Origin of the sequence: Janthinobacterium sp. 344 (assembly GCF_900112025.1) — a bacterium.
Lineage (GTDB): Bacteria > Pseudomonadota > Gammaproteobacteria > Burkholderiales > Burkholderiaceae_D > Janthinobacterium.
Map to the genome: position 1 here is coordinate 115925 of NZ_FOKL01000001.1, position 14104 is coordinate 130028.

The 14104-nt window shown below is 64.8% G+C and carries 12 protein-coding genes; 9 read left to right on the forward strand and 3 right to left on the reverse strand.

Translation table 11 applies throughout. The features are described from left to right. The first annotated feature begins 96 nt into the window (after positions 1-96). Positions 97-2409 (forward strand): PAS domain S-box protein, encoded by a 2313-nt coding sequence (locus BM193_RS00520; protein ID WP_175533111.1) that lies wholly within the window; start codon positions 97-99, stop codon positions 2407-2409. On the opposite strand, the gene ligD is transcribed toward BM193_RS00520, so the two are convergent. Next, a complete protein-coding gene (gene ligD / locus BM193_RS00525; protein ID WP_092794322.1) occupies positions 2393-4891 on the reverse strand; it encodes a DNA ligase D in 2499 nt (832 codons plus the stop codon). The two genes, BM193_RS00520 and ligD, sit on opposite strands and share 17 nt — an antisense overlap. Before the next feature lie 236 nt (positions 4892-5127). On the opposite strand from ligD, the gene BM193_RS00530 reads away from it, so the two are divergent. The 8 genes from BM193_RS00530 (at position 5128) to BM193_RS00565 (ending at position 11856) form a co-directional block, all read left to right on the forward strand. Then, positions 5128-5448 (forward strand): hypothetical protein, encoded by a 321-nt coding sequence (locus tag BM193_RS00530; RefSeq protein WP_092794324.1) that lies wholly within the window; start codon positions 5128-5130, stop codon positions 5446-5448. Positions 5449-5654: 206 nt separating this feature from the next. Further along, positions 5655-5984 carry a hypothetical protein gene (locus BM193_RS00535; RefSeq protein WP_092794326.1) on the forward strand — a complete coding sequence of 110 codons (330 nt, stop codon included), beginning with the start codon at positions 5655-5657 and terminating at the stop codon, positions 5982-5984. Between the two features lie 51 nt (positions 5985-6035). Then, positions 6036-6368, forward strand: a complete 333-nt coding sequence (locus tag BM193_RS00540) for a hypothetical protein (protein ID WP_092794329.1) — start codon at positions 6036-6038, stop codon at positions 6366-6368. Positions 6369-6605: 237 nt separating this feature from the next. Then, a complete protein-coding gene (locus BM193_RS00545; RefSeq protein WP_092794331.1) occupies positions 6606-8750 on the forward strand; it encodes a TonB-dependent siderophore receptor in 2145 nt (714 codons plus the stop codon). A gap of 15 nt (positions 8751-8765) precedes the next feature. After that, entirely contained in the window at positions 8766-10001 is a 1236-nt protein-coding gene (locus BM193_RS00550; protein WP_092796915.1) for a PepSY-associated TM helix domain-containing protein, read from the forward strand. 63 nt (positions 10002-10064) lie between these two features. Next, a complete protein-coding gene (locus tag BM193_RS00555) occupies positions 10065-11087 on the forward strand; it encodes a serine hydrolase domain-containing protein (RefSeq protein ID WP_092794334.1) in 1023 nt (340 codons plus the stop codon). A 115-nt stretch (positions 11088-11202) separates the two neighbouring features. Then, entirely contained in the window at positions 11203-11547 is a 345-nt protein-coding gene (locus BM193_RS00560) for a hypothetical protein (protein ID WP_092794336.1), read from the forward strand. A gap of 45 nt (positions 11548-11592) precedes the next feature. After that, positions 11593-11856, forward strand: a complete 264-nt coding sequence (locus BM193_RS00565) for a hypothetical protein (RefSeq protein ID WP_092794339.1) — start codon at positions 11593-11595, stop codon at positions 11854-11856. A 67-nt stretch (positions 11857-11923) separates the two neighbouring features. On the opposite strand, the gene BM193_RS00570 is transcribed toward BM193_RS00565, so the two are convergent. Then, complete coding sequence (locus BM193_RS00570; protein ID WP_092794342.1) at positions 11924-12481, reverse strand: fasciclin domain-containing protein; 558 nt, start codon at positions 12479-12481, stop codon at positions 11924-11926. Between the two features lie 177 nt (positions 12482-12658). Further along, positions 12659-14101 carry an efflux transporter outer membrane subunit gene (locus tag BM193_RS00575; protein WP_092796917.1) on the reverse strand — a complete coding sequence of 481 codons (1443 nt, stop codon included), beginning with the start codon at positions 14099-14101 and terminating at the stop codon, positions 12659-12661. Between the last annotated feature and the right edge of the window lie 3 nt (positions 14102-14104).

Below are 14104 nucleotides of genomic sequence, written 5' to 3' on the forward strand. Positions count from 1 at the left end.
GTGTCGATAATATAAAGGCATTGACTTTGATCAGGCTTCTCGCTACGTTATGCACAGGCCTGCCAGCCGGCAAGCCCTGTCACGCGTGCGGAAAAAATGGATGCCGACCTAGATCAGCTTATCCTCAGCGGCGCCCCTGGCGGCGTTGTCATCACAAACGAAGACCATGCCATCGTGCGCTGGACGGTGGGTGCCCAGCGCATTTTCGGCTATGCCAGCGACGAAGCGCTGGGCCGCACGCTGTGGGAACTGATCTCCTTGCCAGGACAGGCCGAAGCGGCCCTGCTGATCGACGAACAGCTGACCCTGCACGGCAGCTACGACCGCGAATCGCTGCGGCGGCGCAAAGATGGCGAACTCATCCACGTGGACGTGGCGTGCCAGGCCGCACAGGCCGCGGTGGACACGCCCCGCTACCTGATTTCCACCATGAAGGACACGACCTTGCTGAAGGCGGCGCGCGACGCCCAGTTCGTCGAGGTGCGCTACCGCGTGCTGTTCGAATCGACGCCGGACAGTGTCATCATGGTCAATGCCACGGGCGCCATCGTGCTGGCCAACCAGCAGGCGCAGCGCCTGTTCGGCTACGCGGAAGGCGAATTGAACGGCAGGCAAATCGATAGTCTGCTGCCGCAACGCCTGCGCCATTCGCACGTGGCGCACCGCGCCCGCTATTTCGACCAGCCCCGCACGCGCACCATGGGCGCCGACCTGGAATTGCTGGGTTTGCGCAAGGACAACGTCGAGTTCCCCGTCGAAATCAGCCTCTCGCCCATCCAGACGGAAATCGGCACTTTCGTCATCAGCGCCATCCGCGACGTCAGCGACCGCCGCCGGGCCGAGCAGAAGTTCCGCGGCTTGCTCGAATCGGCGCCGGACGCCATCGTCATCGTCAACGGCGACGGCGAGATCGTGCTCGTCAACTCGCAAACGGAACGCCTGTTCGGCTATTCGCGCGCGGAGTTACTGGGGCGCAACGTGGAAGTGCTGATCCCGGCCCGCTACGCGCATGAGCATCCACAGCACCGCCAGGCTTTTTCCAAGGCGCCGCGCGCCCGTTCCATGGGCGCCGGGCTGGAACTGTACGGCTTGCGCCGCGATGGCACCGAGTTTCCCGTGGAAATCAGCCTGTCGCCGCTGGAAACGGACGAAGGCGTGCTCGTGTCGTCGGCCATCCGCGACATCTCCGAGCGCAAGCGCATCGAGCGCACGCTCAACGAACAGAAAGTCGAACTGGAGCGCGCCAGCCAGGCGAAGGACCGCTTTCTCACCAGCATGTCGCACGAACTGCGCACGCCGCTGAACGCCATCCTCGGCTTTGCCCAGCTGCTGGCCAACGAAGCCCTGCCCGCGACGGTGCTGCAAAAGCGCACCTTCGTGCAAAACATCGTCACCTCGGGCCGCCACCTGCTCACCCTGATCAATGAAATCCTCGACCTGGCGAAGATCGAATCAGGCAGCCTGAGCCTGTCGATGGAAGCGGTGACGCTGCCCGCGCTGATCGAGGAAGTGCGCGTGATGGTGCAGGAACAGGCGCAGCAGCGCCAGATCCACCTGATCTTTCCGGCCTGCGAAACGCTGACGCTCAGGGCCGACCATACGCGCCTCAAGCAAGTGCTGCTGAACCTGCTGTCGAACGCCATCAAATACAACCGCCCCGCTGGCAGGGTCGAGCTGGAAGTCTCGCAGCCCGATGCGCTGTGCGTGCGCATCGCCATCCGCGACACGGGCAAGGGGCTGGACGACGCGCAGATGGCCGAACTGTTCCAGCCGTTTAACCGCCTGGGGCAGGAGGCGGGCAGCGAAGAAGGCACGGGCATCGGCCTGGTCGTCACCAAGCGCCTGGTCGAACTGATGGGCGGACGCATGGGCGTGCACAGCTGCCTCGGCGAGGGCAGCGTGTTCTGGATCGAACTCGACACCATGGCCGCGCCGCCCGCCAGCGCGCCGCTGGACACGGATGAGCTATCCGAGCATGCCGGCGCAGGCGGCGACGATGCCAGCGGCCAGGCCCTGCTGCTGTACGTGGAAGACAATCCGGCCAGCCTGCGCCTGGTGGAAGACATCGTCAGTTTCCTGCCGCATCTGCGCATGATCTCGGCCACCGATGCGCGCCAGGGTATCGCGCTGGCGCTGGAACGCCATCCCGATGTCATCCTGATGGATATCAACCTGCCCGGCATGAACGGCAACCAGGCACAGCGCATCCTGCGCAACGATCCGCGCACGGCGCACATCCCCGTCATCGCCCTGACGGCCAACGCCATGAAAGGCGATATCCGGCATGGCCTGGCCGCGGGATTTTTCCGCTACCTGACCAAACCCGTCGAGATTCCCCAGCTCAACGCCGCCATCGACGAAGCCCTGCAACTGGCGCGCGCCACGCTGCCATTCAAGGCGGAGGAGTAAAGGCCAGCTTTTTCATGGCCGCATCGATGCCCTTGGCGCTGCGCGCATAGCCATCCCACGGCGCATTGCCCACGTCGAGGCGGCTGTGCACATTGCCGACGCTCCACTGGTCGCCCGCCTTCAGCTTGTCGAGCTCATCCCAGCCCAGCGGCACGGAAATACCCAGCCCCGAGCGCGTGCGGGCCGACCACGCGCACACGGTGGTGGCGCCGCGCCCATTGCGCAGGTAGTCGATGAAGATCTTGCCGACCCGGTTGGACGGTCCGCTTTTCACGACGAAACGCTGCGGTATCAGCTCGGCCATGTGGGCCACGATGGCTTGCGAAAAGGCTTTCACCGTGTCCCAGTCATGCTTGGGACGGATGGGCACGACCACATGCAAGCCCTTGCCGCCGCTGGTTTTCAGCCAGGCGGGCAAACCCAGCTCCGTTAAAAAGGCGCGCAGCAGCACGGCCGCTTCCTGGATGGCGGGCCAGGCCACGCCCTTGCCGGGGTCGAGGTCGAACACCAGGCGATTCGGCGTGTCATAGGCGCTGGCCAGCGCGTTTTGCGTGTGGAACTCCACCACGTTCCATTGCGCCGCCGACAGCAAGCCTTGCGCGCTGGCCACTTCCAGCATGGGCGGATGCTCGGGATCGAGGCGCGCCGCGAGCTGCTTGACGCCCGGCATCTTCGACGTATCCGCATGCTTCTGGAAGAACAGCTCGCCGCCGACGCCGGCCGGCGCGCGCACCAGCGAGACGGGCCGCCCGCGCAGATGCACGAGCATCAGCTTGCTGACCAGCGCGTAATAGCGCACCAGGTCGATCTTGCGCGCGCCGCTGTCCCGGTCGATCACCCGGTCCGCATGGCTGACCTTGAAACTGGCCGGCAAGGCGCTGTCCGGCTCCGCATTGTCCTGCATGGTGTTCTCCTTGATGACGGGCTGCGCCCGTTCGCGCACGATGGCGGCGGGCTTCTTGTCCAGACGCAAGCCTTGGAACACGGCATGGCGGATGGCACCGCCGCTGGTCCACTGCGCGAAACGCACTTCGGCCACCAGGCGCGGCTTGACCCACAGGGGCTGGCGCACGCCGCCCGCCCTGCCCGTGAATGGACTGGTGTCGACGGTGAGCGCATCGAGCCGGCGCCGCAGGTCGCGCAAGGCCGTGTCGTCAAAGCCGCTGCCCACGTTGCCCGCGTAGCGCAATTGCCCGTCCTCATCGTAGACGCCCAACAACAGCGAGCCGATGCCTTCGCGCGCGCCCTGCGGCGCCGTGTAGCCGCCGATGACGAATTCCTGGCGCTGCCCGCATTTCAGTTTGATCCAGTCGCCGGAGCGGCGCGTGACATACGGCGAACCGCGCCGCTTGCCGATCACGCCTTCCAGCCCCAGCTTGCAGGCGTGCGCCAGCAATTGCCGCGGCGCGGCGTCGAGCGCGTCGGAAAAGCGCACGAGCGGCGAGGTTGGCAAGCTCTGCAGCAACTGCTGCAGCAGTGCGCGGCGCGCCTCGACGGGTTGGCCGCGCAGGTCATGGCCGTCGAAAAACGGCACATCGAACAGGTAATATAGGATCTCGCTCGTCGTTTCGGCGTCGAACGCGCGCTGCAAGGCACCGAAATCGGGCCGGCCATCGGCGCCGTTGACGACGATTTCGCCGTCATACCAGCCCGGCGGCAAGCCCAGTTTTTGCAGTGCGGCATGCAGCGTCGGCAGCTTGTGCGTCCAGTCGTTGCCATTGCGCGTGATCAGGGCGACCTGCTTGCCGTCGCAACGCGCGAGGATGCGGTAGCCATCGAATTTCAGCTCGAAGATCCAGTCGTGCGCGTCCAGCGGCGGCGCATCGACGAGGGTGGCCAGCTGCGGCGACAGGCTGGCGGGCAGCTTCGCCGCGGGCGCTGCCGGCGGACCGGCGCTTTTCTTGCGCTTGGGCATGGCCTTGTCCTTGACGCTGTCGGGCAATTCGTCGACCACGGAAAATTCGACAGCAGGACGGGCATAGTCGTCTTTCTCCTTGATCAGCAGCCACGCGGGCTGTTTTTCGCTGCGCCGGTCGCCCTTGCCTTTCATGCGCACCAGCACCCACTTGCCGTGCATCTTGTGGCCGTGCAAGGTAAATTTCAGCTCGCCCGCCGCCAGCGCCTTGCGCGCATCGGGCGTGGCCGCTTGCGGCTGCCACGTGCCTTTATCCCAGATGATGACCTTGCCCGCGCCATACTGTTTTTCCGGGATCGTGCCTTCAAAGCTGGAATAGGACATGGGATGGTCTTCCACCTGCACCGCCATGCGCTTGTCGTGCGTGTCGTAGCTGGGGCCTTTCGGCACGGCCCAGCTTTTCATGGTGCCATCGAGTTCCAGGCGAAAATCGTAGTGCAGGCGGCTGGCCCAGTGCTTCTGGATGACGAAACTGAGCGCCTCGCCTGGCGCCTCGTCGCCGCCGGCCGGTTCGGGCGTGATGGCGAAGTTGCGTTTCGCGCGGTAAGTCTTCAAGGCGGCTGTCATGGCGCTTCCGTCGATAGGATCAGGTTTCCAGTCTAGGCCGCTGTCGGGCGCGGCGCGGTACGCCAGCTAACAGAATGCGTACACCGCCCAATGACAAGCTCATGCGATGGATGGACAACTAAATGTAAGTGTTTGTAATGCGCTGTCAACCTGATGACCTCCCCGCGCGTTTTTGCCTCAGTGACAGGGGAAATGCATCTCCTGAACTACAACCCCACTTCTCGAGGAACTGCATCATGAAAAAACGCACTGTCAACATCGTCGCTACTCTGATCGCCGGCTTGTTCGCTACCGCAGCCTTTGCTCAAACGCCAGCTGTGCCTGCCAAGGCCGAAGCCAAGCACACCAAGGAAGTGGCCAAAGCAGAAGCCAAGGAAACCAAGGCCGTCGTGAAAGCGGACGCCAAAGAAGCAGCCGTTGCCGCCGATGCCAAGGCCGATGTCGCCAGCGCCAAGGCTGACGCCGCCGCCACCAAGGCCAAAGCCCACCACAAGGCGAAAAAAGCCAAGGCCAAGGCCGCCGAAGACAAAGCTGAAGCAACCGCCGCAGCCAAGTAATCCGCCGCCTTCCGCACGGTACAAAAAGACAGCTTCGGCTGTCTTTTTGCATTTTCATGCCACCATCACGCAATAACAGCCGATAAAACACCTGATTGTAAGAAAGTGTAAACGAGGTCAACTGTCTGCATCCCGGCCGCGTTTTATGCTCAGTGACACGGGAATCATCCCGGCACACCAGACAAACTACCACCGAGGACTGCACCATGAAAAAAGTAATTGCTACCCTGATCGCCGGCCTGTTCGCCACCGCAGCCTTCGCCCAAACCCCGGCAGCACCGGTGCCCGCCAAAGTGGAAGCGGCGCATACCAAGGCCGTCGTGAAAGCGGATGCCAAGGAAGCGCAAGCCGTCGTCAAAGCCGATGCGAAAGAAGCCAAGGCTGTCGTCGCCGCGAAAACGGAAGTTGCCAGCGCCAAGACGGAAGCCACCGCCACCAAGGCCAAGGCGCATCACAAGGCCAAGAAAGCCAAGGCCAAGGCCGACGAAAAGCTGGCATCGGCCACGGCTGAAGCCGCACCAGCGGCTGCCAAGTAATCGCCTGTCACTCCCGCATTTGCCCCCATCGCCACTACCAAGGATTACATCATGAAAAAAGTTATCGCTACCCTGATCGCCGGCCTGTTCGCCACCGCAGCCTTTGCCCAGACCCCTGCCGCTCCGGCAGCAGCAGTGCCCGCCAAGGCGGAAGCGGCCCACACCAAGGCCGTGGCCAAGGCTGACGCGAAGGAAACCAAGGCCGTCGTGAAGGCCGATGCGAAGGAAGCAGCGGTCGCCGCCGACGCGAAAGCCGATGTGGCCAGCGCCAAGGCCGATGCCAAAGTGACGAAAGCCAAGGCCCACCACAAGGCCAAGAAAGCCAAACTGGCAGCGGACGAAGCGAAAGCGGCGGAAGCGATTCCGGCAACGCCGGCCAAGTAAGCTGCCCCGCTTCCGGCAACAAGCTTCAGGCAAAAAGACAGCTTCGGCTGTCTTTTTGCATTGCGGGGGCGCGCGCAAGCGACAAGCGCCGGCCGCCCTGTGCCAACGCCGATGTAAAAGCATGTAAAGACCGGAAAAACGACGCTTTTCAGTCACAAACCATTTGCCAGCCTGAGCGACACTCCAATAGAATTGAGAATTATTCTCATTCTCATTCATATGTCAGGAGCCGTTTTCATGCCAGGTCGCACCGTTCCCTTTACTCGCCCCGCACTGTCGCCGCATCCGCTGGCCCTGGCCATTTCGCTGGCCCTGAGCGCCGGCATGGCACATGGCGCCGATGGCGCGCCAGCCGATGGCGGCGCCGACGAGCCGGTGATGCAAACCATCACGGTCACGGGCAGCAACGACGCGAACGCCTACACGGCGCGCAAGAGCGCTTCGGCCAGCAAGTTTGACCTGTCGCTGCGCGACACGCCGCAAGCCGTGTCCGTCGTCACGCGCGCGCAGATGGACGATTTCAAGCTCGATAACGCCAGCAAGGTGCTGGCGCAGACCACGGGCGTGACGGTGGAAGCGGTGGAAACGGACCGCACCTATTACACGGCGCGCGGCTACGACGTCACCAACTTCCAGTTCGACGGCGTGGGCATTCCCTTCGTCTTCGGCAATGTGATGGGCGACCTCGATACGGCGTTGTTCGAGCGCGTCGACATCGTGCGCGGCGCGAACGGCCTGATTTCGTCCACCGGCAATCCATCGGCCACCGTCAACTTCGTGCGCAAGCGCCCCACCGCCGGCCTGGCCGCTGCCGCCGGCGTCACGCTGGGCTCCTGGAACACGCGCCGCCTCGATGCCGACGTATCGACGCCCCTCAGCGCCGATGGCAAGGTGGCCGCGCGCTTCGTCGTCGCCCATGAAGAAGGCGATTCCTACCTGGACCGCTACTCGCCGCGCAAGGATGTCGCCTATGCCATCGTCGAAGCGAAGCTGACGCCGGACACCAGCCTGACGGTGGGACACAGCTACCAGAACAACCTGGCCAAAGGCGGCATGTGGGGCGCCCTGCCCGTCGCCTACACGGACGGCACGCCGACCAACTACCCGATTTCCACCTCGACCTCGGCCGACTGGTCGCGCTGGAGCATCCTCAACAACAGCACCTTCGCCGAACTGGCGCACCAGGTCAATGCCGACTGGCGCGTCACCGCCACCGCCACCTACAACCGCTCCACCTCCGATTCGAAGCTGTTCTACGTCTACGGCACGCCGGACAAGGCCACGGGCGACGGCTTGTTCAGCTACCCTTCGCGCTACGCCTCGGCCAACAAGCAGCGCCTGCTCGATGTCGCCGCCACGGGCGCATTCACGCTGGCCGGGCGCCGGCATGACCTCAGCATGGGCCTGGCCTGGTCGAAATCCACGCTGGACGATGTGTCCTATTATGGCCGCGGCATCGGCACGGCCCTGCCGAATGGCACGGCGTTCGACGGCTCCACCCCTGAACCGGCCTTCGACGCCTCCACCGATGGCAGCGCCTACAAGGACGAACGCAAGAACGCCTACCTGGCCGCCCGCTTCAACCTGGCCGACAACGCCAAGCTGCTGGCCGGCGTCAACACCGTCAAGGCCGACAGCACGGGCAGCGCATACGGCGTCAGCCAGGCCAAGTCGCAGAGCGACACCACGCCCTATGTCGGCCTGGTGTACGACATCGACCGCCATGTATCGGCCTACGGCAGCTACACGCAGATCTTCAACCCGCAAAGCAGCATCGACCGCACGGGCCAGACGCTGGCGGCGGCCAGCGGCAAGAGCCTGGAAGCGGGCTTGAAAAGCGACTGGTTCGACGGCCGCCTGAACCTGTCCGGCGCCCTGTTCAAGACGCGCCAGAAGAACGTGGCCGAGGCGGCCGGCACCACGCCCGATTTCAAGACCTTCTACAAGGGCGTCGATTCGGAGTCGCAGGGTTTTGAACTCGACGCCTCGGGCGAACTGGCGAAAGGCTGGCAGGCGAACGCCGGCTATGCGCAGCTGCGCATCCAGGGCGAGGATGGCCAGGATGCGCGCACCTTCATCCCGCGCAAGCAGTTCCACCTGGCCACCACCTACCATCTGCCGGCCGTGCCGGCGCTGAAGGTGGGCGCCAGCCTGACCTGGCAGGACGCCATCTACAACAAGGTCGACGACAGCACCACCCTGCACCAGGGCGCCTACGCGCAACTGGGCCTGATGGCCAGCTACGCCATCAGCCGCAACGTCAGCCTGGCGCTGAACCTGAACAATGTGACGGACAAGAAGCACTTGACCAGCCTGTACTGGACCCAGTCCTTGTATGCGGCCGGCCGCAATGGCAGCGCCACCCTGAGCTGGAAATACTAGGGAGCCGCCATGCGACTGCGTCCTCCCCTGCTTGTTCTGCACCGCTGGTTCGGCCTGGCGGTGGCGCTCTTCCTCTTCGTTTCCGGCCTGACGGGCGCCGTGATCTCGTGGGATCACGAGCTCGATGCCTGGCTCAATCCGCAGCTGTTCCATGCCGCCAGCGGCGCGCATGCGGGGCCGGCAAGAACGGGGCTGGAACTGGCGCGCCAGCTCGAGGCGCAGGACCCGCGCCTGCGCGTCAACTACACGCTCACGGCCATCGAGCCTGGCCACACGGCGCTGATGTCGGTGGAGGGCCGGCTCGATGCCGCCTCGGGCAAGCCGTTTGAACCGGGCTTCAACCAGGTGGCCGTCGATCCCGTCACGGGCGCCATCCAGGGCACGCGCCAGTGGGGCGTGGTCTCGCTGACGCGCGAAAACCTGCTGCCCTTCCTGTACAAACTGCATTACACCATGCACATCCCCGATGGCTGGGGCGTCGAACTGGGCGTCTGGTTCATGGGCATCATCGGCATCGTGTGGGTAGCCGACTGCGTCATCGCGCTGTACCTGTCGTTCCCGAACTGGCGCAGCTGGCGCAAGTCGCTGGCCTTCCGCTGGCGCGAAGGGGGCCACAGGCTGACCTTCGACCTGCACCGCTCGGGCGGCGTGTGGGTCTGGTTGCTGCTGCTGGTGCTGGCCGTCACCTCCGTGTCGATGAATCTGCAAACCCAGGTGATGCGCCCCCTGGTGGCGACGTTTTCCACCCTCAGCCCGAACGCCTTCGACAGCCGCACGCCGCAGCCGCCCGGCAAACCCGTCGAGCCGCTGCTGACGCGCGAACAGGCGGTGGCGCTAGCGCGGACGGAAGCGGCCAGGCGGGGCTGGACGCTGCCGGCTGGCGGCGTCTTCTACTCGTCCAGCTACGGCCTGTATGGCGTCGGTTTCTTCGAGGCGGACAACGACCATGGCGATGGTGGCCTGGGCAACGCGTGGCTGTATGTCGATGGCCGCGATGGCAAGCCGGCGGGCGGCGTGGTGCCCGGCACGGGCAGCGCGGGCGACCTTTTCCTGCAGGCGCAATTCCCGCTGCATTCGGGGCGCATCCTGGGCCTGCCGGGACGCATCCTGATTTCCGCCATGGGCCTGGTGGTGGCCATGCTGAGCGCGACGGGCCTGATCATCTGGCTGAGAAAACGCCGTGCCCGCGCGGCGCAGGCCGGCAAGGCGGCGGCGCCGCTTCATGCAAACTTCAGCAAGCAGGTGCAGTAAATCGCCACAAAACGGCGCAACTGGGCGACACTGGCAATCAGACCATCGCCACGAAAGCTGTCCATGCGCCGCCTGCCTTTGTCACTGTTAGCCTCCCTCGTCCTCCCCTGCGCCGTCCTGGCGCAGGATAGCTCCCATCGCGCGCTGGAACAGGTGCTGCAAGCGCAGGACCGCGACAGCCATGCCGACCTGCGCGCCGTCGTCGTGCTGCGCGATGGCGCCATCGTCGCCGAACGCTATTACAACGGCGAGACGGCCGACACCCTGCACGACATCCGCTCGGCCGGCAAAAGCATCACCGCGCTGCTGGTGGGCGCCGCCGTGGCGCGCGGCCAGCTGGCGACGACAAAAACCGTGGGCGACTACTGGCCCGAAGTGGCCGGCAGCCCGGCCGGCAAGGTCGTCCTCGACGACTTGCTGACCATGCGTTCGGGCCTGGCCGCCTTTGACGAGGACGAACAGTCGCCCGGCAATGAAGACAAGCTTGACGAGGCGCCCGATCCCGCCGCCTTCGTGCGCGCCGTGCCGGCCGCAACAAAGCCGGGCACCTTGTACCGCTATAACTCGCTGGGCTCGTATATCGCGGGCAGAGTGGTGGAGAACGCCAGCGGCGCCGACCTGGGAAACTATGCGGCCAAGGTGCTGTTCGCGCCGCTGGGCATCGCGCGCTGGAGCTGGGGCCGCGATATTGCCGGCCATCCTAAAGGACAAGGCAATCTGTCGCTGCGCGCGCGCGACACGGCGAAGATCGGACAGATGGTGCTCGATGACGGCGTCGTTGACGGCAAGCGGGTGATCGATGCGGGCTGGCTGCACGCCGCACTGGCGCCGCGCGCGGCCATCGGCGCCGTCGACCGCTACGCCGACAGCTATGGCTATTTCTGGTACGCGAAGACGCAGGACATCGGAGGACAGCAGATCGCCGTGTATTTCGCCTCGGGCAATGGCGGCAACAAGATCTATGTGATACCCGCGCGCCGCATGGTGGTGAGCATCGCATCGAGCGCGTACGGCAAGGGCTATGGACAGCGCCGTTCGGAAGACATCCTGAAAGCCATCCTGCACGCGGATGGCAAGCAGATGTAAGCGTTTGTAATGACCGTCAACGCAAGCGTACGGGGGCGCGTTTTATGCTCAGTGACACGGGAATCATCCCGGCACCAACAGCGTTACCAGACAAACCACCACTGAGGACTGCACCATGAAAAAAGTATTTGCCACCCTGATCGCCGGCCTGTTCGCAACCGCTGCCTTTGCCCAGACGCCTGCAGCGCCTGCAGCCGCCCCGGCAGCCTCGGTTCCCGCCAAAGTGGAAGCGGCCCACACCAAGGCCGTCGTGAAAGCCGACGCCAAGGAAGCGCAAGCGGCCGTGAAAGCGGATGCGAAGGAAGCCAAGGCAGTCGTCGCCGCGAAAACGGACGTGGCCAGCGCCAAAACGGAAGCTGCCGCCACCAAGGCCAAGGCCCATCACACAGCGAAAAAAACGAAGGCCAAGGCTGACGCAAAACTGGCATCGGCCAGCGCCGAAGCGGCACCTGCGAAGTAATTCCCGCTCACTGCATTCACCCGAAAAAACACCAAGGATCTCATCATGAAAAAAGTTATCGCCACCCTGATCGCCAGCCTGTTCGCCACCGCCGCTTTCGCCCAGACGCCAGCCGTCGCGCCAGTCGCTCCAGTGGCACCGATTCCTGTCGTCGCCCCTGTCGCCAAGGCCGAAGCGCCAGCGGCCGCCGTCAAGCCGGCCGCGCACAAGAAAGCCAAGCATCACAAGGCGAAGAAAGCGGCTACTGGAGAGAAGGCAGTTCCAGCGACGCCAGCAGCTTCCGCACCGGCAGCAGCGCCAGCCAAGTAATCTCGGCCGCGCAAGCCAAAAAGACAGGGTTTCCCCTGTCTTTTTTTTCGCCCGCTTTGTCGTGTCTTTATTTCGGCATCAGCACCGTGTCTATGACATTGATCACGCCATTCGACTGGTACACATCATAGGTGCTGATATTGGCGCTGTTGCCGCCTTCATCCATCACGACGATGTTGTGCATGCCGTTCATGGCGAACATCAGCTTGCCGCCGCTGGCCGTGGGCAGGGTCGCCTTGCCATTGTGCATCTTGATCTCCTGCGCCAGCGCCTTGAAGTCGTATTTGCCGGGTACCACGTGGTAGGTGAGGATCTTCGTCAGGGTGGCCTTGTTTTCCGGCTTCACGAGGGTGTCGACGGTGCCGGCGGGCAGCTTGCCGAAGGCCGCATTCGTCGGCGCGAACACGGTGAACGGGCCCTTGCCTTTCAGCGTGTCGACCAGGCCTGCCGCCTTGACGGCGGCGACCAGCGTCGTGTGGTCGGCCGAATTGACGGCGTTATCGACGATGTCCTTGCTCGGGTACATGCTCTGGCCGCCCACCATGGTCGTCATGTCGGCGGCAAAAGGGGCGCTGGCGGCCAGCATGGAAGTGATGAAAAGAGCTGCGGGAACGATGATGCGCATGATGATCTCCTGATCGGTTATGAACTGCGGTGCGTGTTTGCACAGTCATTTACGCGGCCAGGCAGAAATCGGATTCAACTGGTTTTCAAAAAAAAACGGCGCCGTGCGGATGCACGACGCCGTTTCACGATGTTTTCCTTGCCGCGGGCCGGGAATGCCAGCCCGCGATGCCGGAAATCAGTTGGCCGCCACTTGCGGCTCCGTCTCGCCCCAGCCGCCGCCCAGGGCGCGGATCAGCGCCACGGTGGTGACGGCGCGGTTGCCGCGCAGTTGCACGGCATTGCGCTCGATGCTGGCCAGGTTGCGCTGCGCGTCGAGCAGGTCCAGGTAGCTGGAACGGCCCGCGTCGTACAGTTTTTGCGCCAGGTCGGCCGAACGGCGCGCCGAGACGACGGCTTCGTCGATCTGCTGCGTCTGGCCAGACAGGATGCGCAAGCCGGCCAGGTTGTCTTCCACCTCGGCGAACGCCACCAGCACGCTCTGGCGATACGTCGCCACCGACTCTTCCAGCTGCGCTTCGCTGCGGCTCACGGCGGCCTTGTTGCGGCCGCCGTCGATGATCGGCATCGACATCAGCGCGCCCAGCAGCCAGGAGCGGCTGCTCCACTTGAAGATGTCCGAGAAGGTGTCGGACGCGCCGCCACCGGAAGCGTTCAGGGTCAGCGCCGGGAACATCGCCGATTTGGCCACGCCGATGCGCGCATTCGACGCTTCCATGGTGCGCTGCGCCGAGGCGATGTCGGGACGGCGTTCCAGCAGTGACGACGGCATGCCAGCCGGGATCACAGGCAGGAAAGCGCTGTCTTCCAGCGGATTGGCCACCGCCGTGAAGCTGGCGGCAGGTTTGCCCAGCAGGACGGCCAGCGCATGCTCGCTGGTGGCGCGCTGGCGCTGCAGGCCGATGGCTTCGGCGCGCACGGTCGACAGCTCCGTGCGCGCACGGGACAGGTCGAATTCGCCGATGTCGCCCAGGTCATAGCGGCGCTGGTTCACATGCACGCTTTCCTCGCGCAGGCGCACCGTCTGGGCCAGGGTCGCCAGTTCGGCGTCCGTGGCGCGCAGCTGGAAGTAGGTCTGCGCCACGTCGGCCTGCAAGGACAGCAGCACGGAACGGTAGGTCGCCTCCACCGCCAGCGCATCGCTGCGCGAGGCGCTGACGTTCGACGCCACCCTGCCGAACAGATCGACTTCGTAGCTGGCCGTCAGGTTGGCCTGGTAGACGTTGGTGGCCGCCACCGGCGCGCCGTTCGGCAAGCCGAGCGACACGGCGGAAGCGCGGCTGCGCTGCCCGCCCACGTTCACGCCCACTTGCGGGATGCGGTCCGCTTCGGCGATGCCGGCAATCGCCCTCGCCTGCTTGACGCGGGCGGCGGCCACCGCCAGGTTGGCGTTCGCCTGCGTGGCGTCGTTGATCAGGCCAGTCAGGGCCGGATCATTGAAGGCCAGCCACCATTCGCCGCGCGCCTGGCGTTCGGCGGGCACGCCCTGCTTCCAGCGCGTGCCATCGGCCGCCGTCTGCACGGCAGGCGCTTGCGCTTCCTTGAACGCCGTGGGCGTCTCGATCTGCGGCTGCTTGAACTCGGGCGCCGCGCAGGCGGCCAGCAGGACTGCGGCGGCCATGGC

Bases quoted from the DNA above. Each gene is read 5' to 3' on its own strand.
- BM193_RS00520 (WP_175533111.1), top strand. From the start codon at position 97: ATGGATGCCGACCTAGATCAGCTTATCCTCAGCGGCGCCCCTGGCGGC.
- ligD (WP_092794322.1), bottom strand. From the start codon at position 4,891: ATGACAGCCGCCTTGAAGACTTACCGCGCGAAACGCAACTTCGCCATC.
- BM193_RS00530 (WP_092794324.1), top strand. From the start codon at position 5,128: ATGAAAAAACGCACTGTCAACATCGTCGCTACTCTGATCGCCGGCTTG.
- BM193_RS00535 (WP_092794326.1), top strand. From the start codon at position 5,655: ATGAAAAAAGTAATTGCTACCCTGATCGCCGGCCTGTTCGCCACCGCA.
- BM193_RS00540 (WP_092794329.1), top strand. From the start codon at position 6,036: ATGAAAAAAGTTATCGCTACCCTGATCGCCGGCCTGTTCGCCACCGCA.
- BM193_RS00545 (WP_092794331.1), top strand. From the start codon at position 6,606: ATGCCAGGTCGCACCGTTCCCTTTACTCGCCCCGCACTGTCGCCGCAT.
- BM193_RS00555 (WP_092794334.1), top strand. From the start codon at position 10,065: ATGCGCCGCCTGCCTTTGTCACTGTTAGCCTCCCTCGTCCTCCCCTGC.
- BM193_RS00560 (WP_092794336.1), top strand. From the start codon at position 11,203: ATGAAAAAAGTATTTGCCACCCTGATCGCCGGCCTGTTCGCAACCGCT.
- BM193_RS00565 (WP_092794339.1), top strand. From the start codon at position 11,593: ATGAAAAAAGTTATCGCCACCCTGATCGCCAGCCTGTTCGCCACCGCC.
- BM193_RS00570 (WP_092794342.1), bottom strand. From the start codon at position 12,481: ATGCGCATCATCGTTCCCGCAGCTCTTTTCATCACTTCCATGCTGGCC.
- BM193_RS00575 (WP_092796917.1), bottom strand. From the start codon at position 14,101: ATGGCCGCCGCAGTCCTGCTGGCCGCCTGCGCGGCGCCCGAGTTCAAG.